Genomic DNA, 25000 nt, shown 5'->3' on the forward strand with positions numbered 1-25000 from the left:
GCGCACCCGCGGGCTACGCCTGCGCGACGAGCAGCGGGACGACCATCTCCGCGGGGGTGAGCGACCCGTGCACGCCCGGCATCTCCCGGGCGCCGGACGGGTGCAGGCGCGAGTCGACGACGGTCGCCGCACCGCGCGCCGCCACCAGGACGTCGCCGACCGCGGGGAGCACGTGCTCGGCCACCGGGCCCAGCCACCCGGCCGCGATCGCGTCGTCGCGCACCGCGACGAGCGCGTCGTCCCCGAGCACCGCCGCCCAGCGCGCCGCGACGTCGCGCGGGTCGGTGCCGGGCGTGACGTAGACGTGGCCTGCCCGCGGCTCGCCGCCCAGCAGGGCGACGTCGTGCGCGAGCTCCGGGAGCGCGGCGACGTCGTGCTGCCGGGCCGGGTCGGCCGTCACCTGCCCGTGGTCGGCGGTGACGACGACGAGCGTGCCGCGCGGCACCGACCGGACGAGGCGGCGCAGCTCGGAGTCCGCCTCCTCGAGAGCGTCGCCCCACTGCCACGACTGCGGCCCGTACTGATGCCCGGCCTTGTCCACGGCGCCGTGGTACAGGTAGACGAGCCCGGGCTCGCGCAGCTCCCGCACCGCGACGCCCACCTGGGCGTCCAGGCCCTCGGCCGCCACGTACCGCGGACCGCGGAGCGCTGCCCGCGTCATCCCGGAGCCCGCGAACCGGGCCGGGCCGGGCGAGGTGACGCGCATACCTGCCCCGGCGAGCGTCTCGAACACGGTGGGCTCGCGCTGCACCGACTCCGGCTCGGCGCGCATCGGGCCCGAGAGCTTGGTGCCCGGCCGGTACGGGTCGGACTGCTCCGTCCACGACACGGTGGTCGCGAGGCCGCCGGTCGCCGGGTTGCGCTGGGTGTAGCCCAGCAGCCCGGTCCGGCCCGGGGCGGTGCCCGTGCCGAACGTCGCGAGCGCGGCCGCCGTCGTCGACGGGAAGCTGGACAGCACCGACCGGCCGTCCGCGGCCAGGGAGCGCAGGAACGGGGCGTGGCCGCCGCGCTCGGCGAGGTTGCCCAGGCCCAGGCCGTCCACCAGCACGACCACCGCCCGGCTGACGCCCGAGGGCAGCCCGAGCGCGTCGCGGCAGTCCGCGGACCGCAGCCCCGTGGCCGTCGTGACGTCCGTCCCGAGGGCGCCCGCGACGGCGGGCAGCACGGCGGCGAGCGAGCCCGTGCCGTAGGAGGGCGCGAGCAGGCCGTCGGGCAGCGCGAGCGTCGCCGTCATCGGGCGGTGCGCCCGCCCGCACCCGTCGCGGCCGACAGGGAACGCGAGAACCCGATCGCGCGGCGCAGGGCGTCGCGGCCCTCGGCCGCACCACTGACGCGCACGACGATGTCGTCGGGAGTGAGCTGGCCGGTGAGCCCGTGGTCGGCCTCGCACGCCGGGTCGGGGCACTGCGCCGGCTCGAGGTCGATGCGGGAGACGGCGCCCCAGCCGATCGCGAGCGTGAGCTCGGACGCGCTGTCGCCGGGGCGGTGCTCGGCCGGCTCGTCGACGATGTGCGTGAGGGCGACGGACCGGATCTCGCCGAGGGGCACGGCCTCCGTCGTCGCGGCCGCCGACGACGGGTGGGCGGCGTCGCCCTCGTGGTCGTCCACGTGCGCCGTCACCAGGCGGGTGGGCGTGAGGGCCAGCACGGTCAGGTGCCGGCGGACGGCGTCGTCGAAGGTGGTCTCCGCCTGGACGAGGTGGGCGAGCACGTCCTCGTCGGCGAGCGCGACGTCGAGGACGTCCTCCACGAGGTCCGGGTAGTACCCGGCCCGGCGCACGTGGGCGGACAGGTCGGCACGGAGGTTCTCACGAGCGGTGGCATGCGGCACCCGCGCATTCTCCCACCGCCGCGCGGGCCGTGACCACCGCCGTCCCCAGGCGGCCCCGGGCACGGCGCCGGCACCGCGCTCAGCCCGGCAGCGCGCGCCGCGGTGCGTCGGCCCGCTGGGCCGCCGACCGCAGGCGGACGACCGCGTGCAGCACGCTCACGCCCACCGACCCCGCCACGACGGGGTACAGCTCCAGCGACGCCAGCTCGGGCAGGTCGTCGGCCAGCACCGACACCCGCGCGAGGACGTCCTCCAGGGCGTCGATGTCCGCCGGGGGCGCCCCGCCGTAGCCGAAGAGCCGCGGCGCCGCGCGCACGGTGCGCACCATGGCCGCGACGTCGACGTCCGTCAGGGGCGGGATGCCATAGGCGACGTCGTCGAGGAGGTCGGTCGCGTCGCCCGCGAGCCCGAACGAGATCTTCGGGCCGAACAGCGGATCCTCGCCCGACCGGATCACGCACGGCACGCCGACCGGGGCCATGGGCTGCACCTCCATCGCCGGGTCCTTCTCTCCCAGCACCTCGTGCGCGACCAGGCGGATGCGTTCCACGTCGGCCCGCAGCTCGGCCTCGTCGGCGATGTCCAGCCGCACGCCGCCCAGATCGGTGCGGTGACGCAGCGCCGTCGACGCCGTCTTGAGGGCGACCGGCCAGCCGAGCGCGTCGGCCGCCGCGACCGCCGCGTCCGCCGTGCGCACGGTCCGCGAGCGCCACAGCCGCACGCCGTAGCAGTCGAGCAGCTCCGCCGTCTCGTCCTGGGTGAGCACCCGCCCGTCCCCGCCTTCGGCCTCGCGGAGCCAGCCTTCGACGAGCCGGCGCGCGCGGCGCGCGTCCATGCCGTCGGGCCGCACGTGCGTGCCGCGGTCCTCGGTGCGCCAGCGCGCGTAGGTCACGACCTTGCCGAGCGCCGTCACGGCGTCCTCCGGCGTGGAGAACGCGGGGATGCGCACGGGCGTGCCGTCCGGCCCCGTGGCGGCCAGCTCGTCCGGCAGGCCGCTCAGGCCGAGCATCGACGCCACGGTGGTGCGCCCGGTCCGCGCGGCCGCCTCGGCGACCGCGCGCGCCACCGCCCCGGTCCGCGGCACCACGACGGGCACGTCGACGGCGACGACCACATCGCACGCCCCCGGCGCGTACAGCGCGTCCGTCACCTGGGCGATCTGCTCGTCGGTCGCGTCGGGCGGCAGGAAGTCGGACGACGCCGCGACGACCAGGCCGGCGGCGGCCGCGGCCTCCGCCACGAGAGCGGCCAGCGCGGCGGACGACGCGAGGATGCCGACCCGGCCCCCGGTCGGGAGGGGCTGGTGCGCCAGCACCTGCGCGACGTCCATGAGCTGGTGGGTGTTCTCGGCCCGGATGACGCCCGACTGCCGCAGCATCTCGTCGAGCAGGCGGCGGGGGGCGCGCGTGGCCCGCACCGCGTGCCCGGGCGGGACGACCTGCCCGGACCGACCGGCGACCACCACGACGACGGGCTTGACCCCGGCGAGCCGGCGAGCGATCCGCGAGAACTTGCGCGGGTTGCCGATGGACTCGAGGTAGAGGCACACCACGGCGGTGCGCGGGTCGTCCTGCCAGAACTGCATGAGGTCGTTGCCGGACACGTCGGCGCGGTGCCCCGCGGACACCAGCGCCGACACCCCGAGCCCTCGGCGCTCGAGCGTCCGGGTGAGGGTGACCGCGGCGGGCGCCGACTGGCAGAACATGCCGACCACGCCGGCCCGCGCGGGCCGTTCGGCGAGGCTCGCGTGCAGCCGCGCACCGGGCGTGGTGGTGAGCACGCCGAACGACGCGGGGCCCACCACCCGCATACCGCCCGCGTGCGCGGCGCGGACCAGCTCGCGCTGCCGCGCCAGGCCGTCCGGCCCGGTCTCCGCGTATCCGGCGGCGAGCACGACGACGCCGCGCACGCCCCGGCCGGCCAACCGGCGCACGGCGTCGACGGCGTCGTCCGGCGGCACGGACAACAGCGCGAGGTCGACGCCGGTCGCGTCGTCGTCGTGGTCGTGGTCGTGGTCGTCGTCCGCACGGGCCGTGGCGTGCGCGGCGCCGTCGGCGCCGAGCGCCTCGTCCCACGATTCCGCGACCGCGATGCCGGGGGCGTCCGGGACCGGACCGGGTGCGCCGAGCACGGTGAGCAAGGTGTCCCCGGGATCCGCCGCCGCGGCGTCGACCACGCGCTGCGCGAGATGGTGCTCCGGCGTCGCGGGCCCCGGTCCCGCCGGGCCCGGGCCGACGAGCAGCACGCGGCGCGCGGACAGGAGCGCCTGCATCGACCGGGCTTCGGCACGGTGCTCACGGTCGGCCATCACCTCGCGGGAGCGCTCCGTGGGATCGAGGTCGAACGCGACCATCACCACCCCGTCGTCGAGGTGCTGGCTCACCGCGTACCCGGCGTCGCGGAAGACGGCGAGCATGGAGGAGTTCTGCGGCAGCACGTCGGCGGTGAAGCGGCGCACGCCCCGCTCACGCGCCGCGGCCGCGACGTGCTCCAGCAGCACGGAGCCCAGCCCCTTGCCCTGCATGGCGTCGGCGATGTTGAACGCGACCTCCGCCTCGGCGGGCGAGACCTTGTCGTACCGGGCGACGCCGAGCACGTCCTCGCGCGGGCGGCCCCCGTCGTCGGCGCCGGGACGCACGGCCACGAGCGCCACGCGGTCGCGCTGGTCGAGGTGCGTGAGCCGGGCCAGCTCCCGGTCGGTGAGGCGACGCACCGGCGCGAAGAACCGGAAGTACGCCGAGCGTTCCGACTGCGCCTCCTGGAAGCGCTGGACCGCGTCGGCGTCGTCCGGCCGCAGGGGCCGCACGTGCATGGTCGTGCCGTCGCGCAGCACGACGTCGGCCTCCCAGGCGACCGGGTACTCGGGGCCCGGCCGGTCGTCCGGCTGGTCGGGTGCGTCCACCCGTGCAGGCTATCCGGGCCCTCCGACGGCGTCCCGTCGCCGCGCCTGCGCGGCGCTGTGGGCGCCGGCGGCTAGAGTCTGGTGCCGTCCACGGGAGGCACTCCCGCATCTCGCCCCGCACGTCACCGAGCACCAGGAGCCGCACCGCATGGCGCGCAAGAGCAGCAGCGCACCCGCCACCGACGAGCCGTTCGACGAGAAGATCGTCGACATCGACGTCGCGGCGGAGATGGAGACGTCGTTCCTCGAGTACGCGTACTCCGTCATCTACTCCCGCGCGCTGCCGGACGCCCGTGACGGCCTCAAGCCGGTGCACCGCCGGATCTTGTACATGATGGCCGACATGGGGCTGCGGCCCGACCGCGCCCACGTGAAGTCCTCCCGCGTGGTCGGCGAGGTCATGGGCAAGCTGCACCCGCACGGCGACACGGCCATCTACGACGCGCTGGTGCGCCTCGCCCAGGACTTCTCCATGCGCCTGCCGCTGGTGGACGGGCACGGGAACTTCGGCTCGCTCGACGACGGCCCGGCCGCGCCGCGGTACACCGAGGCCCGCCTCGCCCCGCCCTCGGTGGCGATGACCGCCGGGCTCGACGAGGACGTCGTCGACTTCGTCCCGAACTACGACAACAAGCTCACGCAGCCCTCCGTGCTGCCCTCCGCCGTCCCGAACCTGCTGGTCAACGGCTCGTCCGGCATCGCGGTCGGCATGGCCACCAACATGGCGCCGCACAACCTCGTCGAGGTGGTCGCCGCGGCCCAGCACCTCATCGAGCACCCCGAGGCCACGCTCGACGACGTGATGCGCTTCGTGCCGGGCCCCGACCTGCCGTCGGGCGGCAAGATCGTCGGGCTCGACGGCGTCCGCGACGCCTACCGCACGGGCCGCGGGTCGTTCCGCACCCGCGCGACGGCGCGCGTCGAGAACGTCACCTCGCGCCGCAAGGGCATCGTCGTCACGGAGCTGCCCTACGGCGTCGGCCCGGAGAAGGTGATCGAGAAGATCGCCGACGGCGTGAAGGCCAAGAAGATCCAGGGCGTCTCCAACGTCCAGGACCTCACCGACCGCAGCCACGGCCTGCGCCTGGTGGTGGAGGTGAAGACCGGCTTCGACCCCGACGCCGTGCTGGAGCAGCTGTACCGCACCACCCCGCTCGAGGACTCGTTCGGCATCAACAACGTGGCGCTCGTGGAGGGCCAGCCACGCACGCTCGGGCTGCTGGAGCTGCTGCACGTGTGGGTCGCCCACCGCATCGACGTCGTGCGCCGGCGCTCGTCGTTCCGGCTCGCCAAGCGGCAGGAGCGCCTGCACCTGGTGGAGGGTCTGCTCCTCGCCATCGTCGACATCGACGAGGTCATCCAGGTCATCCGCTCGTCCGACGACGCGCCCGCCGCGCGCGAGCGCCTCATGAGCGTCTTCGACCTGTCCGACCCGCAGGCCACCTACATCCTCGACCTGCAGCTGCGTCGCCTCACCAAGTTCTCCCGCATCGAGCTCGAGAAGGAGCAGTCGGAGCTGGAGCGCGAGATCGCAGAGCTCCAGGAGATCCTCGCGGACGAGGCCCGCCTCCGGGCGGTGGTCAGCGCCGAGATGCGCGAGGTGGCGTCCACCTTCGGCACCCCGCGCCGCACCGTGCTGCTCGACTCGGCCGGCGGCGCCACAGCGCCCGCGGCGACGAACGGCCGCAGCAAGGCGCCGGCCATCAGCCTCGAGATCGCGGACTCCCCCACCCGGGCGCTGTTGTCCGCCACCGGGCTGCTGGCCCGCACGTCGGGCGAGGCCTCGGACGCGCCGGTCGAGCGAGCGGGCCGCCGGCACGCCCACGACGCGATGCGCGGCGACGTCCCGACGAGCACCCGCGGCGACGTCGGCCTGGTCACGACCGCCGGCCGCCTGCTGCGCGTGTCCGTCCTCGACCTGCCGGCACTCCCGCCGGTCGACGGCCCGCCGTCCCTGTCGGGCGGCATCCCCGTGAGCGAGCTGGTCGCGCTGGCACAGGGCGAGTCGGCCCTGGCCGTGGTCTCCCTCGAGGACGACGCTCCGACCCTGGCGCTCGGCACCGCGAACGGCGTGGTGAAGCGCGTCACGGCGGGCGACGTGCCCGCGAACCGCGACGAGTGGGAGGTCATCGCCCTCAAGGACGGCGACCGTGTGGTCGGCGCGAGCCCGGTCGGCGACGAGGACGAGCTGGTGTTCGTCGCCTCCGACGCGAGCCTGCTGCACTTCGACGCCTCGGCGGTGCGCCCCCAGGGCCGCGCCGCGGCCGGCATGGCGGGCATCCGCCTCGGCGCGGGCGAGCAGGTCGTCTTCTTCGGCGTCGCCCGCGCGGCGACCCGCGACCTGCACACGGTCGTCACCGTGGCCGGGACGTCGGGTGCGCTGCCCGGGACGGGCGGCGGGTCCGCCAAGGTCACGCCGTACGAGCTGTACCCCGGCAAGGGGCGGGGCACCGGCGGCGTGCGCGCGCACCGCTTCCTCAAGGGCGAGGACGGGCTCGTCCTCGCCTGGGTCGGCGAGGGCCCCGCCCGCGCCGTCGGGGGCGCGGGTCAGCCCGTCGAGCTGCCGGAGAGCACCGACCGCCGCGACGGCTCCGGTCAGCCCCTGGGTGCGCCGGTCGCCGCGATCGGCTGACCGCCGGCCCGCCGTGTCCACGACGCGCCCGTCGTGGACATGACGTCTTCTTCCTCAGCAGCTGCCTGCCACCGTCCGGCAGTTGCTGAGGTACACGCCGTCAGCCCCGGAGAGCCGCCACGATGATCTCCCCCAGGTCCGCCGGCCGGGTGAACATCGGCCAGTGGCCCGTCGGCAGGTCGACGATCTCGTAGCTGCGGTGCCGGGCGAGCTCCGCGACGAACGGGTGGCCCTGCGCCACGAGGCTGCGCAGCACCTCGCCCGACATCTCGGACGCGACGACGGTCGACGGGATGTCGAGGCGGCGGTCGTCGTCGCTCAGCCGGTGCGGCTCGCGCACCGTGCCCCCCGGCTGCGGCACCGACCGGGACATGACGTCGGCGCGGATCTCGTCCGTCATGCCGCGCAGCGAGTCCGCCTCGAACTCGTCCCAGTCGAGCGGGTACTCGACGGCGTCGGCCGGGAAGTCGGCGTTCACCGCCTGGCCGTCCGCCACGGGCCCGGTGTCCACGTACACGATGCGCGCGACCCGCTCGGGCCGGGCGTCCGAGGCCGCGTAGACGAGGCCGCCGGAGGCGGAGTGGCCGACGAGCGTGACGGGCACGCCGCCGCGGACGGCGTCGATCGCCTCGACCACGGCGCCCACGTGGTCAGCGAGGTGGACGCCGGACCGGTCCGCGTCGACCGACCCCATGCCGGGCAGCGTGACCGGGTGCACGGTGTGGCCCGCCGCCGTGAGGGACGGGACGACCTCGTCCCACGCCGATCCGTCGAGCCAGAACCCGGGTACCAGGATGATGTCCATGGCCCGAGATTAGGTGTGACCCCCGACACGCCGCCTGGTTCACTGTCGGGGTGCCCGACGACCTGGCCCTTCACGCCGACTACGAGCTCTCCGCCGACCGCGCCCGGATCGACCCGGCGCGCGTGCACGACCTGCTTGCCGCGCACGCGTACTGGGCCGCGGGGCGCACCCGCGAGGTGCAGGAGGCGGCGATCGCCGGCTCCCGGAGCTACGCGGCGCTCAGCCGCGACACGGGCGCGCTGGTCGCTTACGCGCGGCTCGTCACCGACGGGGCCACGTTCGGCTGGCTCGCGGACGTCGTCGTCGACCCGGCGCACCGTGGGCGTGGGCTGGGCCGCGCCGTCGTCGCCGCGGCGCTGGCCGACGTCGAGGCCCTCGGGCTGAAGCGGGTCCTGCTGAGGGCCTCCGACGACGGCCGGCCGATCTACGACCGCGCCGGCTTCACGCCGGTGCCCGAGCCCGAGACCTGGCTGGAGCTGCGCGCGAGCACCCCCGCGACGAGCAGCGCCTGACCCGCGACGTAGGTGAGCATCACCCAGAAGCCGGACGCGGGCGGCGCGAACCAGTCGGTGAACGCGCCCAGCGCGATCATCGCGTCCGACGCCAGGAAGACGATCCCGCCGGCGCCGGCCACCGGGTGCACGCCCGTGGCCAGCACCGCCATCGCGACGAGGCAGACCCCGTACACGACCACGGCGGCGAGCAGCGGCCCCGGCGCGCCGGGCGCGCACGCCGCGACGAGAGCCACCGCCGCGACCGCGTAGGGCGCCAGGAGCGCCGGCCGGCGCGCCACGCTCGCGCCGCGGGCGGGCCAGAACGCGACGACGTACGCCGCCTGGGCGAGCAGGAAGAAGCCCACCATGACGAGGAACGCGGCGTCACCGTCGAACGCCGCGGGCGCCGTGTCCCCGAGCCAGGACAGTCCCAGTGCCACGAGCACCAGGCGGACCAGCCTCGAGCGCGGCGCCGCGCACCAGAGCGTCACGGCGAGCAGGGGCATGAGGCACGTCTGCGTCACGCGGGCCCACGTGCCCGCGTCCGCGACCTGTGCCGACAGGTGCAGCACGGTGAGCATCGCGAGCGCGACGGCGGCCGCGCGCGAGGCGACGGTGGGGAGCAGCCGGGGCGGCGGCGCAGGGAGCAGCCCGTGATGAACGACGTCGGTCACGTCGCGCAGCCTAGGCCCCCGGTGCGCCGCGCCGGAAGCCGGCCGGACACCCGGGACGCCGGCCGCGGTCCGCGCCGCCCGACGGTGTTCAGAACTCGATCGTGAGGAGCCGCGACCCGTGTCGCTTGGTGTAGCCCAGGCTGGCGTACAGGCCATGCGCACCGCTCGGGTTCTGCGTGTCCACGTCGAGCGCCGCGGCCGCCATCCCGTCGGCGGCGAAGGCCCGCATCCCCGCCGCGAGCAGGGCTGGGGCGACCCTGCGACCGCGGTAGGCGCGGCGCACACCCAGGATGTCGGTGTAGCCGAACGGGTAGCCGCGCACCGCGAAGTCCTCCGTGTAGCGGGCGGCGACGTGGTACCCGACGACGAGCGGCGCGCCCGCACGCAGCGCGGCGGCCGTCTCGGCGTCGGTGGCCGGGTCTGTCAGCAGGGCGTCGACGTCCGGCGCCGGGTCGACCACGACGAACGACCACTCCGGCGCGTACGTGCTGCGCCCGCTCGTCCACTGCTCGGGGGTCTGCGGCTCGCTCCCCCAGTGGTCGCGGAACGCGTCGTTGTGCGCGAGCCGCGCGGGCTCGTCGTGCTCCGCCCGAAGCGGCAGCAGCCGCAGCGCCGGATCGAGCCCGACGTCGGGCAGGGGGTGCGCGTCGAGGTCGCGCAGGTCGCGCTCCAGGTCGGAGTAGAACCGCTGCGCCGTGAACCCTGCCCGCTCGAAGAGCCGCAGGCGCGCGGGCGGCAGGTCGTCCTCCACGAAGGCGGCGAGACGGCCGGGCAGTGCCTTGCCCGACTCGCCCAGCACCTGTCGTCCACGCGCGACCAGCCAGGCGTGCAGCTCGCGCCCGATGCCCTCGCCGCGGCGGTCCGGGCGGACCCCGCCCCACAGGAAGGCGCGCACCCGGCTCACGTCGCCGGGCATCGTCTCGACGTACCCGTACGCGGCGAGCGAGCCGTCGGTGTCGAACCCGAGCACCGAGTCGTGCTCGAGACGCCGCCAGGGCGCCTCGAGGATCTCGACCAGCTCGCCCAGCGACTCCCGGTACGGCTCGTGGTCGGCCTCGGCGATCGTGTTCCGCAGCCCGAGCAGCACGGGGGCGTCGTCGCGGGCCGCCGGCCGCCAGGTCAGGCCGCCGGCCGCGAGCGCCGGGAGGGCGGACGGCGCGGCGACGCGCTCCGCGAGGGGCGCGAGCGCGGTGGAGGTCGGGGTCGCCATGGACTCACGCTAGGTGCGCCCGCCCGCCGCGCGCACGGGCTTTTCGCCGGGCGGCGCCCGGTCCGGGCCTTGCCCCCGGCGCCCCGGTGTGGCACGGTGCAGCGTCCTGACCAGCACCGACCCGCAACGGAGCGCGTGATGACCGACGCCGTCCCCGCCGTGTACGAACGCCTCGACGAGCGCTTCGGCGCCGTGCGCGGCGACAGCCGCCTCGAACGCCTCTGGACGGGCGGACGCTGGACCGAGGGCCCGCTGTACGTGCCCGCCGGCCGGTACCTGCTCTTCAGCGACATCCCGAACGACCGCGTGCTGCGCTGGGACGAGACGGACGGCTCGGTGAGCGTGTTCGACGCCCCGGCGGGCTACGCCAACGGCCGCACGATCGACCGGCAGGGCCGGGTCGTCACGTGCCAGCAGGGGCCGCGGCGGATGGTGCGCACCGAGCACGACGGCTCCACGACCGTGCTCGCGGACCGGTGGGACGGGCGCCGCCTCAACAGCCCCAACGACGTCGTCGTGTCGCCCGACGGCGCCGTGTGGTTCACCGATCCCCCGTACGGCATCACGAGCGACTACGAGGGCGAGCGCGCGGAGCCGGAGATCGACGGGTGCCACGTGTACCGGGTCGACCCCGGCACCGGCGTGGTCGCCGCGGTCGCGACCGACCTCGAGCGGCCCAACGGCCTCGCCTTCTCGGTCGACGGGCGTCGCCTGTACATCGCGGACACGCAGCGACGGCACCTGCGCGCCTTCGGCGTCGACGGCGGCCGGCTGGTGGGCGGGGAGGTCTTCGCCGAGCTCGACGGCGGCCCCGACGGCGTGCGCGTCGACACCGCGGGCCGCGTCTGGGTGGCCGCCGGGGAGGCGCTGCACGTCCTCGACCCGGACGGCACCCTCCTCGGCCGCCTGCACCTGCCGGAGGAGGTGTCGAACCTCGCGTTCGGCGGCCCCAAGCGCAACCGCCTGTTCGTCACGGCGTCGACCTCGGTGTACTCGATCCTGCTCGCCGTGAACGGCGCACCGCTGCTCTGAACCGCCTCCGGGCCGCTGTGGACGCGCCGTCCGGGCGGCGCGGCGCGCCGCTACGCTGCACGGGTGACGATCACGCTCGATCCTGCCGCCGACGCCCGCTCCACCGCCCTGCGCGAGGCGCTGCGCACGCGCGTCGTGGTGGCCGACGGCGCCATGGGCACGATGATCCAGGACGCGGACCCCACGCTCGAGGACTACGAGGGCCACGAGGGGTGCAACGAGATCCTCAACGTCTCCAGGCCGGACATCATCACGAGCGTGCACGACGCGTACCTCGAGGTCGGGGTCGACGCGATCGAGACCAACACGTTCGGCGCGAACTGGTCCAACCTGTCGGACTACGGCATCGACGACCGTATCCGCGAGCTGGCCCGCGCGGGCGCCGCGCTCGCCCGAGGCCGGGCCGACGCCTTCACCACGCCCGACCACCCGCGCTGGGTGCTGGGCTCGATGGGCCCGGGGACCAAGCTGCCGAGCCTCGGCCACACGACGTACGCCCACCTGCGCAGCACGTTCGCGGAGCAGGCCGCCGGGCTGCTCGAGGGCGGCGCGGACGCGCTGCTCGTCGAGACGAGCCAGGACCTGCTGCAGACCAAGGCCGCGGTGACCGGGTGCCACGACGCGATCCGGGACGTCGGGCGGAACGTGCCCGTCATCGCGTCCGTGACGGTCGAGACCACGGGCACCATGCTCATGGGCTCGGAGATCGGCGCCGCGCTGACGACGCTCCAGGCGGTCGGCGTCGACGCCATCGGCCTGAACTGCGCCACCGGGCCGGACCAGATGAGCGAGCACCTGCGCCACCTGTCCCAGCACTCCGAGGTGCCGGTGACGTGCATGCCGAACGCGGGCCTGCCGGAGCTGGGGCCGAACGGCGCGGTGTACCCGCTGACCCCCGAGGAGCTCGCCGCGGCCCACACCCAGTTCGTCGGCGAGTTCGGCCTGGGCCTGGTGGGCGGCTGCTGCGGCACCACCCCGGAACACCTGCGCCAGGTGGTCGAGTCGGTGCGCGGCCGTGAGCTGCCGAACCGCAACCCCGTCCGGGAGAACGGCGTCGCGTCGCTCTACTCGCACACCGACCTGCGGCAGGACACCTCCTATCTCGCGATCGGCGAGCGCACCAACGCCAACGGCTCCAAGGCGTTCCGGGACGCGATGCTCGAGGAGCGCTGGGACGACGTCGTCGACATCGCCCGCGCCCAGACGCGCGACGGCGCGCACCTGCTCGACGTCTGCGTCGACTATGTGGGTCGCGACGGTGTCGCGGACGTGCGGGCTGTCGTCTCGCGGCTCGCGTCGGCGTCCACGCTGCCGCTGGTCATCGACTCCACCGAGCCGGCGGTCATCCAGGCCGGGCTCGAGCTGGTGGGCGGTCGCGCCGTCGTGAACTCGGTGAACTTCGAGGACGGCGACGCCCCCGGGTCGCGGTACGCCCGCATCATGCCGCTGGTGCGCGAGCACGGGGCCGCCGTCGTCGCCCTGACCATCGACGAGGAGGGCCAGGCCCGCACCACGGAGACGAAGGTCGCGATCGCCGAGCGCCTCATCACCCAGCTCACCGGCGACTGGGGCATGCACGTCGACGACATCATCGTGGACACCCTCACGTTCCCGATCGCGACAGGGCAGGAGGAGACGCGCCGCGACGCCATCGAGACCATCGAGGCCATCCGCGAGCTCACTTCCCGCTACCCCGGCGTGCACACCACGCTCGGCGTCTCCAACGTGTCGTTCGGGCTCAACCCGGCGGCACGCACGGTGCTCAACTCCGTGTTCCTGCACGAGGCGACGAAGGCCGGGCTCGACTCCGCCATCGTGCACGCCGCGAAGATCCTGCCCCGCACGGCCATCCCCGACGAGCAGTGGGAGGCCGCCGAGGACCTGGTCTTCGACCGGCGCCGCTACGACGACGAGGGCAACCTGGTCCACGACCCGCTGTCGCACCTGCTCGAGCTGTTCTCCGGCGTGGACGCGACGGCGATGCGCGACCAGCGCGCGGCCGAGCTCGCCGCGCTGCCGGTCGGTGAGCGGCTGGAGCGCCGCATCATCGACGGCGCGCGCAAGGGCCTCGAGGACGACATCGACGAGGCGCTGGCGGACGGCACCAAGGCGCTCGACATCGTCAACACCTACCTGCTCGGCGGCATGAAGACCGTCGGCGAGCTCTTCGGCTCCGGGCAGATGCAGCTGCCGTTCGTGCTGCAGTCGGCCGAGGTGATGAAGTCCGCCGTGGCGCTGCTCGAGCCGCACATGGAGAAGGTCGAGGGCGACGGGGACCGGTCGAAGGGCACCGTCGTGCTCGCCACCGTGCGCGGCGACGTGCACGACATCGGCAAGAACCTCGTGGACATCATCCTCACCAACAACGGCTACACGGTGGTGAACATCGGCATCAAGCAACCGGTGAGCGCGATGATCGAGGCCGCCGAGGAGCACGGCGCGGACGTCATCGGCATGTCCGGGCTGCTGGTGAAGTCCACGGTCGTGATGAAGGAGAACCTCGCGGAGCTGGCCTCGCGCGGGCTCGACCAGCGGTGGCCGGTGCTGCTGGGTGGCGCCGCGCTGACCCGCACCTACGTCGAGGACGACCTCGCCTCCGCGTTCCCCGGCACCGTCCGGTACGCGAAGGATGCGTTCGAGGGGCTGCGGCTCATGGAGCCGCTCGTGGCGATCGCGCGTGGCGCGGACCCCGAGTCGGTCGGCCTGCCCGCGCTGCGCAAGCGCCGGCACGGCGTCGTGACGGTGACGGAGACCGCGCCGGAGGACCTGCCGGCCCGCTCGGACGTCGCCGCCGACAACCCCGTACCCGCTCCCCCGTTCTGGGGCACCCGCGTCGTCAAGGGGATCCAGCTCGCCGACTACGCGGCGTTCCTCGACGAGCGCGCGACGTTCATGGGTCAGTGGGGGCTCAAGCCAGGCCGCGGGGACGACGGGGCGAGTTACGAGGAGCTCGTCGAGACCGAGGGCCGGCCGCGGCTGGCCGCATGGCTCGAGCGGGTCCGCACGGACCAGATCATGGACCCCACGGTGGTGTACGGGTACTTCCCCGTGTGGTCGGACGGCGACGACGTCGTGGTCGCGCACCACGACGGTCCCGACGGCGGCTCCGGCGGCGAGCCGGGCACCGAACGGCTGCGCTTCCACTTCCCGCGCCAGCGGCGCGACCGGCACCTGTGCCTGGCGGACTTCGTCCGCCCGCGGTCGTTCTTCGAGGAGACCGGCCGGTTCGACGTGCTCCCCGTGCAGCTCGTGACCGTCGGCGACCTCGTCTCGGGGCACACGGCGAAGCTCTTCGAGGCGAACAAGTACCGCGAGTACATGGAGCTGCACGGGCTGTCCGTGCAGCTCACGGAGGCGTTGGCGGAGTTCTGGCACTCGCGCGTGCGCGACGAGCTCGGGTTCTCCGACGAGGAGCCCGAGGACGTCGAGGGACTGTTCAAGCTGCGGTACCGAGGCGCGCGGATGTCGCTCGGCTACCCTGCCTGCCCGGACATGGAGGACCGCCGCAAGGTGGTCGAGCTGCTGCGCCCCGAGCGCGTGGGCGTCACGCTGTCCGACGAGCTGCAGCTGCACCCGGAGCAGTCCACCGACGCGTTCGTCTTCCACCACCCGGAGGCGAAGTACTTCTCCGTGTGAGGTTCAGGAGTCCTGGTCGGCGCCGCCCTGGGTGGCCGTGACCTGCAGGGATACCCGGAAGCCCACGGATCCCACCGTCGCTGGACGGAACTCAGCGTACCCAACTCGGACGACGATGGTCGAGATGGCCTGACGGCTCGAGGGCGCCCGGTCAAGGTGTCCCGGGCCTTCAACAAGCCGCGGCCGTTGCGTCCGGAGACGGTCGAGAGAATCCGCGCCACTGCGGCCCAGATGGGGTTCGCCCCCAACCAGCACGCCCGCGCGCTCATCACGGGACGGTCCGGCGCCTATGGGCCTCGTCATCCCGGACGTCACCAACCCGTACTTTCCGCCCTTGATACGGACTGCTGAGCGCGAGGCCGAGCGAAGGGAGCTCGGCGTCTTCGTCGTCGAGTCGAACAGCGGCCCCGAGCGCGAGGAACAGCTCGTCAGGCGTCTGGTGCCGCAGGTGGAGGGCCTCGTCCCGGCTCTCGGACGTGCGGTTGCGCGACCTCGCCGCCCACACCCGGACCGTACCGGTCAACCGCGATGTCGCCGGGATCGGCCGCATCCTGACCTCATCGCGAGAGGCGCTGGTCGAAGGCGTGCGGCGCATGCACGCCGCCGGCACGCGCGAGTTCTGCTACGTCGGCGGCCCCCGCAGATCCTGGTCCGAGAGCGAACGTCGCGACGCCAAGATGGACGCGGAGCAAGAGCTCGGGCTGCGGGTGCGCTATCTGGAGGTTGAAAGCGGGACGTATGCCGATGCGCGATCGCTCGCGTCCAGCATCGGCGCGCGGAGACGCAGGCGGTGGTTGCCTTCGACGACGTCGTCGCCCCGGGTGTGCTCCACGGGCTCACCGCCCGCGGTGTTCGTGTGCCGCAGGATACGCAGTTGCTGGGATGCGACGACGCCCTGCCGATCGAGACCCACCCGCGGACCATCCGCTTGCAGATCGAGCGAGGGACCGGCACAGCGCTGGAGATGCTCGGGGACACCGAGCCCCGCAACGCGCGAATGGAGATCCCTGGGACACTCGAACTGCGCGAGACGACGGGAGGCTGACCAGGATTCCCGCGCGCAGCCGTACTCGTCAGAGAGCAGCCGTACTCGTCAGAGATACGGGCGGCGGGCAGCGTGGTGTGTTACCCGGCGAAGCGCAGCCAGGAACGGCCGCCGGCACGCGCGGCGAGTGCCGCGCGGTCACCGGGTCGCTTCCTGGGGTGCGAGGCCGAGCGCCGCGCGGCGTGTCGCGACGTATCTGCGCACGAACTCGTCCGGGTCGACGTCGCCCGCCACCAGGCGCTGGTCATCCCCGCGCAGGGCGATCCAGTCGCCGCCGTGCGCCGCCGAGGCCCTCGCGCCGAGCACGGCGAGCTCCGGCTCGACGAGCTCGGCGAAGGTCAGGCCGAGATCGCCGCCGGCGAGGTAGGAGCACGTGGCGTCGAGGAACGCGCCGTACAGGTCGTCCTTTGTCGCGTCCAGGTGCGTGACGCCGTCGTCGCCCACGAGCGTCGCGACGAACCCGTAGCCCGTGCCCGCCTCCTGGACGTCGACGACGGCGGTGCGCCCGTCGTTCCAGCGCAGCTCCGCCCGGCGCCCTGTCCCGTCGAGCGCCCGAGCCGCCTCGATTCCCGGGCCGAAGATGCCGTGAAGCAGCGAGGATGCGTGGATGCCGTAGTCCAGGTGGTGACCGAACGTGACCGCGTACGCGGACCGCGGACCGAGCCCGGCGCCCGTCCGCGCCGATGCCGACCAGCGCAGCGCAGAGCCTCCAGTGATCCGGGCGCCGTCGGCTGCCCATCCCTCGAGCGTGCGGATGTCCGCGACGCTGCCGGCGAATGGCTTGCAGACATGGACCCCGACCCCCGCCTCCACGAAGGGCCGCAGCCTCTCCACGTGGCGGTTCCAGTCGACGCTGTGCACGAACGCGGCGTCGACGTCGCCCACGATGTCCGCGGGGTCCTTGGCGACCCGGCTGATCCCGCGTTCGGCGGCGTACGCGGCGGTATAGGAAGCGGTTGCGACGTCGTCACCGCCGACGACGGCGACGACGTCGTGGCCCCGTTCGAGGAGCAGCGGGTGGAAGGCGGCGGGGTGGGAGGTGTCCAGGTCAACGACTCCGATGCGCATGCCGAAGAACACTATGAGTCACGACCATGATCCACAATAGGGCATGCACGAAATTCGAAATCAGCCCTCCGTAGAGCCCGCGTCCCATCGGAGCGCGGGCCCGTCGGGGGGTCACACGCCGCCCGCCGCCGCTACGCTCGCGGGGTCGGGACGGGAAGCGAGGTTGATGATGGCCGCACTCGGAGGTCCGGCGCCTGAGGGCGTCACGATCGGCGTCGTCGGCGCCGACAACTTCGTGCACCGGATGGCAGGCGTCGCGCGCGAGGAGACGCGCACGCGGCTGCGGCTCGTCACGGCCGTCTACGATCGCGAGTCCGACGCGCACGAGAAGACGATGCGCATCATCGGCGACGTCGACGTCCTGCTGTTCGCCGGCCCGCTGCCGTACGACGTCGCCATGTCGGCCGGCCGGCTCCCGGTGCCTGCGACGTTCGTACCGACGGGCGGCGCGGCACTGCCCACGACCCTGCTGCGCGGAGCGCTCGACGGGACCATCGACCCGGCACGGGTCAGCATCGACTCCGCCCTAGAGCGCGACGTCCGCGAGACGTACGCCGACCTCGGCGTGCCGCGGCGGCACGTCCACGTCATGGAGTACCACGAGTCCGTCGCACCCGAGCAGTTCCTCGCGTTCCACCGCGAGCTGTTCGAATCCGGACGCACGAGTGGCGCGATCACCACCGTTCCGTCCGTCGCCGCCGCGCTCACCGAGATCGGCGTCCCGAACCTCACGATGGTGCCCGCGCTGCTCAGCCTGCGGAACGCGCTGCGCACGGCCCGCCTCCTCGGCAGCGGCGCCCGCCTCGAGGACTCGCGCATCGCCGTGGTCATCGTCCGGCTCCCGTCCTCGGCGCTCCCGCACCGCACGAGCTCCAGCAACTACTGGTATCAGGAGCTCAAGCTCTCGCTGCACCGGGCCTTGCTGCACGACGCGCGCCACATGGACGCAGCGGTCCTGCAGCGCGACGAGCACAGCTACCTCGTGATCACGACCATGGGCTCGCTGCGCTCGGGGACGGACGACCTCACACGCGCCCCCTTCCTCGCCTCGGTGCGCCAGGCGCTCGGGATCGAAGCCGAGGTCGGCATCGGCCTCGGCCGGACCACGCTCGAGGCGGAGGAGAACGCCCAGTCCGCCGTGAACCTGGTGGCCCGGGCCGGCAGCGACCTGGCCTACCTGGTCGGGACGCAGGGCAGCCCGATCGCACTGACCGACTCGGCCGACGACGACGCGCCCGAGCCGGCGCCCGTGGCGGACCCCCAGAACGAGACACTGCGCGAGATCATCACGCTGCTCGACGGATCGGGGGACGCGAGCCGCGTGGTCGACGCCGAGCGGATCTCGCAGCTGCAGGGCGTCACGCTCCGCACCGCGCGCCGCACGCTCCGCTCGCTCGTGGACGCGGGGCTGGCGTGGCCGATGCCCCCCGCACGGGCACAGAAGGTCGGGCGGCCGCCTGTGCGCTACCAGCTGTTGGACGAGCGCCTCACGGACTGACCCGCCGCGGCCGCGCGCAATCGTCGCGGTCATTAAGCATGGACCGCAAGTGTCATTTGGCCCTGTACTTATGTCCTGCCCTCGGGCAGGCTGGGGCGCGTGACCACACCGCAGACCGTCGACCCCGCCCCCGAGACCGACCCGACGTCCGCCATGGCGGGCGTGACGCTCTGGGCGTCGGGAAGGTCCGGCACACCCTCCCCGTGGGCCGCCTACGCCACCGAGGTGCTCGCGCACGCAGGCATCGCGCACACCACCTCCTCCGACCCGCGCGGCGTCGTTCTCGTCACCACACCCGTCACCGCCGACGACGCCGCCCGGCTCGCCTCGTTCGTCGCCGACGGGGGCGCTCTCGTCCTCGCGACGGCGCCCGGCGCGCTCGCCGCGCTCGCCGGGGTGGAGGAGGGCGCAACGGTACGGACCGCGCAGGTCGAGATCGTGCCGGACGACGCCTGGACCCACCTCCCCCCACGGCCGCTGCGTGCCGTCGGTGGCGTCGAGCTCACACCCGCGCCGAGCACCCGCACGCTCGCGACCTGGCCCGGCGGCGCGGCAGCCGTGACCGTCCACACGCACGGCGACGGCGTCGTCCTCACCTTCGGCGCCGATCTCCTGCAGTCGGTCGTCCGCATCCAGCAGGGCTACGCCGTCACCGCCGACGGCGCCCCCGCCTCGGACGGGACCGCGCCCATCGACGACGACATCCTCAAGGCCGAGGACGGCATGGCCCTCGACCTCGAGACGGACCGCGCCCTGCCGCCCCGCGAGGGCCCCGTGCCGGCCAACTACACGCACACCTATCCGCCGCCGTCAGCCGTTCCGATGTTCGACACACCGCACGCCGACTGGTGGCGCTCCCTCCTGCTGCAGGCGACCTGGTTCGCGGCGGAGCGTTCGGGCAGCGTCGTGCCATGGCTGGGCTACTGGCCCGCCGGGCTCTCAGCGATCGCGCACATGTCGCACGACTCCGACGGCAACAGCCCCGAAGACGGCCGCGCGGCGCTCGACGCGTTCGCCGACGCCGACGTCCAGGTGACGTGGTGCCAGGTGTTCCCCGGCGGGTACGGCCCCGAGATCTACGAGGAGATCACGGCCGCAGGGCACGAGCATGCACTGCACTACAACGCGATGCACGACGCCGACCTCGCCTCGTGGGGCTGGCCGCAGATCCGCGCGCAGTACGCGTGGGCGCAGGCGGTGACCGGTCGCGAGCACATCGTCTCGAACAAGAACCACTACACGCGCTGGGAGGGCTGGACGGAGTTCTACACCTGGTGCGAGCGGCTCGGCATCGAGATCGACGAGTCCCGCGGCCCGAGCAAGCAGGGCACCGTGGGCTTTCCTTTTGGGACGGCGCACGTCTCGTTCCCGCTCGCCGAGGACGGGTCCGAGCGCACGTTCCACGACGTGCTCAACCTGCCGCTCCACACCCAGGACCTCGCCTGGGCGGGGCACGCCTCGATCCGCGACGTGATCCTCGACGGCGCGCAGGAGCAGCACGGCGTCGCCCACTTCCTGTTCCACGGCCCGCACCTCAATATCCGGCCGCTCACCCGCGCGGCGTGCCTCGAGCTCGCCGACGAGGCCCGGCGCCGCGGGATGGAGTGGTGGACCGCGGAGCGCATCAACGCGTGGGAGCGCGCCCGGCGCGGTGTGAGCGTCGAGGTCGTCGCCGACGGCGAGGAGCTCGTCCTCCGGGTCTCCTCCGACGCGTCCGTGGCCGGCGCGGCGATCCTCCTCCCGCCGGGCGTGAGCGTGGCGGGGCCGCCGCACGCGCTCACCGGCGTCACGCGCCACGGCCGGAAGTTCACGGAGCTCGCCGCCGACCTTCCCGCCGGGACCACCACCTGGACGCTGGCGAGGTGAGCGCACCCGCCTTGCGGATCGGCGTCGACCGCACGGACGTCACGCCGCCGACACCGGTCCCGCTCGCCGGGTTCGCAGCACGGGCGGACCTGGGGCCGGCGACGGAGGTACTGTCCCCGCTGCACGTGCGCTCGCTCGCACTCCGCGCGGGCACCGCGGCACCCGTCGTGCTCGTCTCCGCCGACCTGCTCTGGTGGGGCGACGACGTCGTCGCGACGCTGCGCGAGGCCTACGCCGCGCGTTTCGGGCTGGACCCGGCTTCGCTCGTGCTGCACGCGACGCACAACCACTCCGGCCCGCAGGTGGCGCGACGGATGACGCCGTCGCTGGGCGAGCCGGACGAGGACTACCTGGCGTTCCTCACGGACCGGACGCTCGCGAGCATCGAGCGCGCCCTGGCCGGCGAGACGCCCGTGCGCGTCCAGACGGCGCGCGCGGCCACCGATGTGGCAGTCGACCGGCGCTGGGCGCGCACGGGTGGCGCCGTTCCCCGCTCGCCCATCGACCCCGATCTCACGGTGGTCAGCCTCGTAGACGACGACGGGGCTCCCGCGGCCGTGCTCACGCACCTCGCGTGCCACCCCGTGGTGCACCACGGCAACGCCGTCACCCCGGACCTCCACGGCACGGTCGCTGCTGCCCTCGAACGTGACACCACGCCGTTCGCGATGCCCTTGCAGGGGTGCTGCGGCGACGTGAACCCGGCCCGCTACGCGGCCGACGGCTCGTTCGCCGACGGCGACCAGGACGACGTCGAGCAGCTCGCCGCGGAGGTGGCGAGCGTGGCCAGAGACGCCCTCGCGCACGCCACGTGCGCCGGCGACGCCGCGCTGGCGGTGCGCCGTCGGCCCCTCGAGCTCCCGTTGCAGGACCGGTTGGCCCTGCCCCTGGTCGCGCGCATGGCGGAGCGGGACGACGTGCGGGGCGAGTGGGCCCGGCTCGCGCTGGAGGACCCGGGAGGATACGCACGCCCCCCCGTGCTCCAGCTCGTCCACCTCCGGTTGACGTCTGGGCTGTCTCTGCTCGGCATGTCCGGCGAGCCGGTGAGCGCCTACGGCCTCCACGTGCGCCGGGTGAGCGGCGGGACCTGCGTGCCGCTCGGCTACACCGACGGGATGACGACCTACCTCGTCACGGCCAAGCAGCTCGAGGAGGGCGGCTACGAACCGTGCGAGGCGCCCGTGTACTTCGGGATCCCGGCGCCGCTCGCTCCTGCCGCGGAGCAGGCGATCCGGACGGAGATCTCGGCCCTGGCGATGGGCTGACCGCGCCGTGGGCAGAGCGCCGGCAACGAGAAGTTGACATCGAGGTTACCGAACGGGACGCCGAATCCGTTGACGCCGACCACGCGGGCACCATAACGTCAGGCACCATAACGCCAGGGCAGTACCAGAGTTACGGACAGACCGAATTTGGATCGAGTCGAGGAGGACTCGATGGGACCGTCTACCGAGAGAGAGATCCCCATGACCCGCACGCGCTGCCGTCGTACCGCCCGCGTCGCCGCCCTCACCGCGGCGGCCACGCTCGCCCTCGCCAGCTGTTCGCTGTTCCCCGACTCCGGGGGTGGGGACGGCGGAGGCGCCGAGGCCGGCGGCAGCATCACCGTCCAGGCGACGAACTTCGCCCACATCGACCCTCAGAGCATCACGTTCGGCATGTGGCTGGTGCAGATGGGTCTGCTCGAGGGGCTTGTGCTGCAGACGCCGGACGGGACCGACGTCCGCGAAGGCGTCGCCGACGAATGGGAGGTGAGCGAGGACGGACTCACCTACACGTTCCACCTGCGCGACGGAGTCACGTGGTCGAACGGCGAGCCCCTCACTGCCGCCGACTTCGAGTGGACGTACGAGCGCCTCCTCGACCCCGCGCGCGGCGACAGCGGAGTGACCACCGGAGCGTCGTCGTACCAGGTACCGCTCGGCATCCTCAACGCCGAGGAGTACAGCACCGGCGTCGTCACCGACTTCGACGAGGTCGGCATCGAGGCCGTCGACGACCAGACGCTCGAGTTCACCCTCGCGGCGCCGAACCCCGGCTTCGTCATGGGCCTCACCTACCCTTCGATGCTCCCGCTCAACCCCGACGCGGTCCAGGGCGAGGGCGACTGGCAGCAGCCCGAGAACTGGGTCGGCAACGGCCCGTACAACCTCGTGGAGTGGACGGCGAACTCGAGCATGCGGCTCGAGAAGAACCCCGAGTACTGGGACGCGGAGAACGTCGCGCTCGACGAGGTCAACGTCCAGCTCATTGAGCAGGGGTCGATCACGACCACCGTGCCGTACGAGAACGGCGAGGTCGACATCCAGGCCATCAGCGAGCCGGCCGAGATCACCCGGTTCCTCGCCGACCCCGAGCTGAGCGAGCAGATGTACGTGCTCGAGAACGCAGGGACGGCCTACCTGGCGCCGATCCACAGCGCGAACCCGATCCTCGAGGACCCGAACATCCGGCGCGCCCTGAGCCTTGGCCTCGGTCGGGAGGAGATCGCCGGCATCAGCGACATGACGTCGCCCGCCACAACACTGACGTCCCCGGCCACGCCGGGCTGGAGCGAGGAGATGGCCGCCCACGACGCCATGTGGGGCGAGGACGCCGTCGCCGAGGCGCAAGAGATTCTCGCCGACGAGGGGTATCCGGACGGCGAGGGGTTCCCGACGCTGACCATCCTGGCCGGCTCCGACTTCCCGCAGCTCGACGCGATCATCGACACCTGGAACACGAACCTCGGGATCGAGGCGGTCAAGGACGTCGTGGAGGTCGGCGTCTACGTCGAGCGCCGCGATGAGATGCACGACGCGGACTACGTCGGCTACTGGTACGGGTCGTTCTCCGGGATCAGCACGTGGCCGTACCAGGTCGAGCAGCTGTGGTCCCCGGAAATGGTCCGCCAGGCGGGGCTCGACGCCGCCAGGTACGAGCAGTTCCTCGCCGTCCAGAACGACGCCGCGCTCGCGCCGGGCGACCGCACCAAGCAGCTCGAGGACATCCTCAGCACGGCCTCGACCCCCGAGGCGCAGGCGTTCGCCGAGCGGGTCGGGGAGGCCAAGTCGACGACCAATGAGGCCGAGCAGCAGGAGATCTTCTTCGACGCCGCGACCCTGCGCGAGGAGGCGGAGCTGCTGCTCCCGGTCGCGTGGAACGATGTCGTGTACGTCGCTCAGCCGCGCGTCCAGGGCCTCGAGATCCGTGCTCAGGCCGACCGGTACTACTTCAAGGACGTCTCGGTCGACGACGTGGCGGAGTGAACATGGGTTACCTCGAGTTCTTCGGCCGGCGCCTCGCGCGCGTGGGTTTCTCCCTCGTCGTCATCTCGGCTCTCACGTTCACGCTGCTGCAGCTGGCTCCGGGCAGCTTCGCGGACATCCAGCGGGCCAGCTCCGGTTCGACCGGGATGGCGGGTGCTGCGGCGCAGGAGGTCGCCGGCCAGTTCGCGACGCGGTACGGCGACGACGTCCCCGCCTGGCAGCAGTACCTCGTCTTCATGAAGGGTGCGCTGACGTGGGACCTGGGGCCGTCGTACAAGTACCCGGCGCAGTCGGTGGAGAGCATCATCGCCCAGGGGTTCCCGGTGTCGGCGACCCTCGCCGTCCTCGCCACGCTCATCGCGCTGGCGATCGCGATCCCGACCGGGGTGTTCGCGGCACTCAAGCAGCGCACGGCGTGGGACACGGGGTCGATGTTCGTGCTGACGCTCGGGCATGCGCTGCCGAACTACCTCACGGCGGTGTTCCTGGTCCTGATCTTCGCGGGCGCGATGCACGTCCTCCCCGCGGCCGGGTGGGACGGCCCGCAGCACCTCATCCTTCCCGTCATCGCCCTGGCGATCGGACCCCTCGCCGTCCTGGCCAGATACGTCCGGTCCTCCATGCTGGACACCCTGAGCGAGGAGTACGTGACGGCGGCGATCGCGAAGGGCGGGCGCCCCGGCGTCGTCATCCGCAAGCATGTGCTGCGCAACTCTCTGATCCCGCTCGTGACGGTCACGGGACCGATGCTCGCCGCGCTGATGACCGGGACGGTGTTCATCGAGACGATGTTCCGGATCCCCGGGCTCGGCCTCTCCTTCACCCAGGCCGCGTCCAGCCGTGACATGCCGCTCCTCATGGGGACGACGCTCTTCTTCGCGATCATCCTCATGGCGACGAATCTCGTGGTCGACCTCGTGTACGGCCTCCTCGACCCGCGCGTGCGCGCAGAAAGTGGGCGAAAGCTCCGTGGCAGCCGTATCAGCAGGAAGGACGTCGGCCGGCCCGGCGCCGGAAGCAGTGAAGGCAGCAGGGCCGTGGTCCAAGGCCTGGGGTAGGT

At 73.4% G+C, this 25000-nt stretch carries 17 protein-coding genes; 10 read left to right on the plus strand and 7 right to left on the minus strand.

What is annotated here, in order from left to right; all coding sequences use genetic code 11:
- Positions 1 to 13: 13 nt before the first annotated feature.
- The 3 genes from B5Y66_RS15840 to B5Y66_RS15850 all read right to left on the minus strand — a co-directional run bounded on the left by B5Y66_RS15840 (position 14) and on the right by B5Y66_RS15850 (position 4732).
- Positions 14 to 1234: an alkaline phosphatase family protein gene (locus B5Y66_RS15840; protein ID WP_079575427.1), complete on the minus strand. Its 1221-nt coding sequence runs from the start codon at positions 1232 to 1234 to the stop codon at positions 14 to 16.
- Complete coding sequence (locus B5Y66_RS15845; protein ID WP_079575428.1) at positions 1231 to 1830, minus strand: DUF5998 family protein; 600 nt, start codon at positions 1828 to 1830, stop codon at positions 1231 to 1233. Before B5Y66_RS15845 ends, B5Y66_RS15840 begins: the two co-directional genes overlap by 4 nt.
- Before the next feature lie 79 nt (positions 1831 to 1909).
- Positions 1910 to 4732 (minus strand): GNAT family N-acetyltransferase, encoded by a 2823-nt coding sequence (locus B5Y66_RS15850; RefSeq protein WP_245807158.1) that lies wholly within the window; start codon positions 4730 to 4732, stop codon positions 1910 to 1912.
- A gap of 148 nt (positions 4733 to 4880) precedes the next feature.
- Here B5Y66_RS15850 and B5Y66_RS15855 point away from each other — a divergent pair, with 148 nt between their 5' ends.
- The gene (locus B5Y66_RS15855) at positions 4881 to 7364 is read left to right on the plus strand and encodes a DNA gyrase/topoisomerase IV subunit A (RefSeq protein ID WP_079575429.1); all 2484 of its coding nucleotides are present in this window, start codon (positions 4881 to 4883) and stop codon (positions 7362 to 7364) included.
- A 100-nt stretch (positions 7365 to 7464) separates the two neighbouring features.
- On the opposite strand, the gene B5Y66_RS15860 is transcribed toward B5Y66_RS15855, so the two are convergent.
- Positions 7465 to 8169 (minus strand): alpha/beta fold hydrolase, encoded by a 705-nt coding sequence (locus B5Y66_RS15860; protein WP_079575430.1) that lies wholly within the window; start codon positions 8167 to 8169, stop codon positions 7465 to 7467.
- Positions 8170 to 8219: 50 nt separating this feature from the next.
- On the opposite strand from B5Y66_RS15860, the gene B5Y66_RS15865 reads away from it, so the two are divergent.
- Positions 8220 to 8681 carry a GNAT family N-acetyltransferase gene (locus B5Y66_RS15865; RefSeq protein WP_245807159.1) on the plus strand — a complete coding sequence of 154 codons (462 nt, stop codon included), beginning with the start codon at positions 8220 to 8222 and terminating at the stop codon, positions 8679 to 8681.
- Here B5Y66_RS15865 and B5Y66_RS15870 read toward each other — a convergent pair.
- Both B5Y66_RS15870 and B5Y66_RS15875 read right to left on the minus strand, forming a co-directional pair.
- Entirely contained in the window at positions 8594 to 9337 is a 744-nt protein-coding gene (locus tag B5Y66_RS15870; protein WP_245807160.1) for a lysoplasmalogenase, read from the minus strand. The two genes, B5Y66_RS15865 and B5Y66_RS15870, sit on opposite strands and share 88 nt — an antisense overlap.
- Positions 9338 to 9425: 88 nt before the next feature.
- Positions 9426 to 10547, minus strand: a complete 1122-nt coding sequence (locus B5Y66_RS15875) for a GNAT family N-acetyltransferase (protein WP_079575431.1) — start codon at positions 10545 to 10547, stop codon at positions 9426 to 9428.
- 138 nt (positions 10548 to 10685) lie between these two features.
- On the opposite strand from B5Y66_RS15875, the gene B5Y66_RS15880 reads away from it, so the two are divergent.
- The 3 genes from B5Y66_RS15880 to B5Y66_RS15895 all read left to right on the plus strand — a co-directional run bounded on the left by B5Y66_RS15880 (position 10686) and on the right by B5Y66_RS15895 (position 16260).
- A complete protein-coding gene (locus B5Y66_RS15880; protein ID WP_079575432.1) occupies positions 10686 to 11579 on the plus strand; it encodes an SMP-30/gluconolactonase/LRE family protein in 894 nt (297 codons plus the stop codon).
- Positions 11580 to 11642: 63 nt separating this feature from the next.
- Positions 11643 to 15215, plus strand: a complete 3573-nt coding sequence (metH, locus tag B5Y66_RS15885) for a methionine synthase (protein WP_079575433.1) — start codon at positions 11643 to 11645, stop codon at positions 15213 to 15215.
- A 751-nt stretch (positions 15216 to 15966) separates the two neighbouring features.
- Positions 15967 to 16260, plus strand: a complete 294-nt coding sequence (locus B5Y66_RS15895) for a substrate-binding domain-containing protein (RefSeq protein WP_079575435.1) — start codon at positions 15967 to 15969, stop codon at positions 16258 to 16260.
- Between the two features lie 138 nt (positions 16261 to 16398).
- On the opposite strand, the gene B5Y66_RS15900 is transcribed toward B5Y66_RS15895, so the two are convergent.
- Entirely contained in the window at positions 16399 to 17328 is a 930-nt protein-coding gene (locus tag B5Y66_RS15900) for a Gfo/Idh/MocA family oxidoreductase (RefSeq protein ID WP_139820915.1), read from the minus strand.
- Between the two features lie 169 nt (positions 17329 to 17497).
- Between B5Y66_RS15900 and B5Y66_RS15905 the strand changes: the two genes are divergently transcribed.
- The 5 genes from B5Y66_RS15905 (at position 17498) to B5Y66_RS15925 (ending at position 24998) form a co-directional block, all read left to right on the plus strand.
- Entirely contained in the window at positions 17498 to 18826 is a 1329-nt protein-coding gene (locus B5Y66_RS15905; RefSeq protein ID WP_079575437.1) for a hypothetical protein, read from the plus strand.
- Between the two features lie 99 nt (positions 18827 to 18925).
- Positions 18926 to 20692 (plus strand): polysaccharide deacetylase family protein, encoded by a 1767-nt coding sequence (locus B5Y66_RS15910; RefSeq protein ID WP_245807161.1) that lies wholly within the window; start codon positions 18926 to 18928, stop codon positions 20690 to 20692.
- Positions 20689 to 21957: a hypothetical protein gene (locus tag B5Y66_RS15915; protein ID WP_079575438.1), complete on the plus strand. Its 1269-nt coding sequence runs from the start codon at positions 20689 to 20691 to the stop codon at positions 21955 to 21957. Before B5Y66_RS15910 ends, B5Y66_RS15915 begins: the two co-directional genes overlap by 4 nt.
- Before the next feature lie 201 nt (positions 21958 to 22158).
- Positions 22159 to 23940: a peptide ABC transporter substrate-binding protein gene (locus B5Y66_RS15920; protein ID WP_176168892.1), complete on the plus strand. Its 1782-nt coding sequence runs from the start codon at positions 22159 to 22161 to the stop codon at positions 23938 to 23940.
- A gap of 2 nt (positions 23941 to 23942) precedes the next feature.
- Positions 23943 to 24998: an ABC transporter permease gene (locus B5Y66_RS15925; protein WP_079575440.1), complete on the plus strand. Its 1056-nt coding sequence runs from the start codon at positions 23943 to 23945 to the stop codon at positions 24996 to 24998.
- Positions 24999 to 25000: the final 2 nt, after the last annotated feature.

Source organism: Krasilnikoviella flava (assembly GCF_900167525.1).
Classification (GTDB): Bacteria; Actinomycetota; Actinomycetes; order Actinomycetales; family Cellulomonadaceae; genus Isoptericola; species Isoptericola flavus.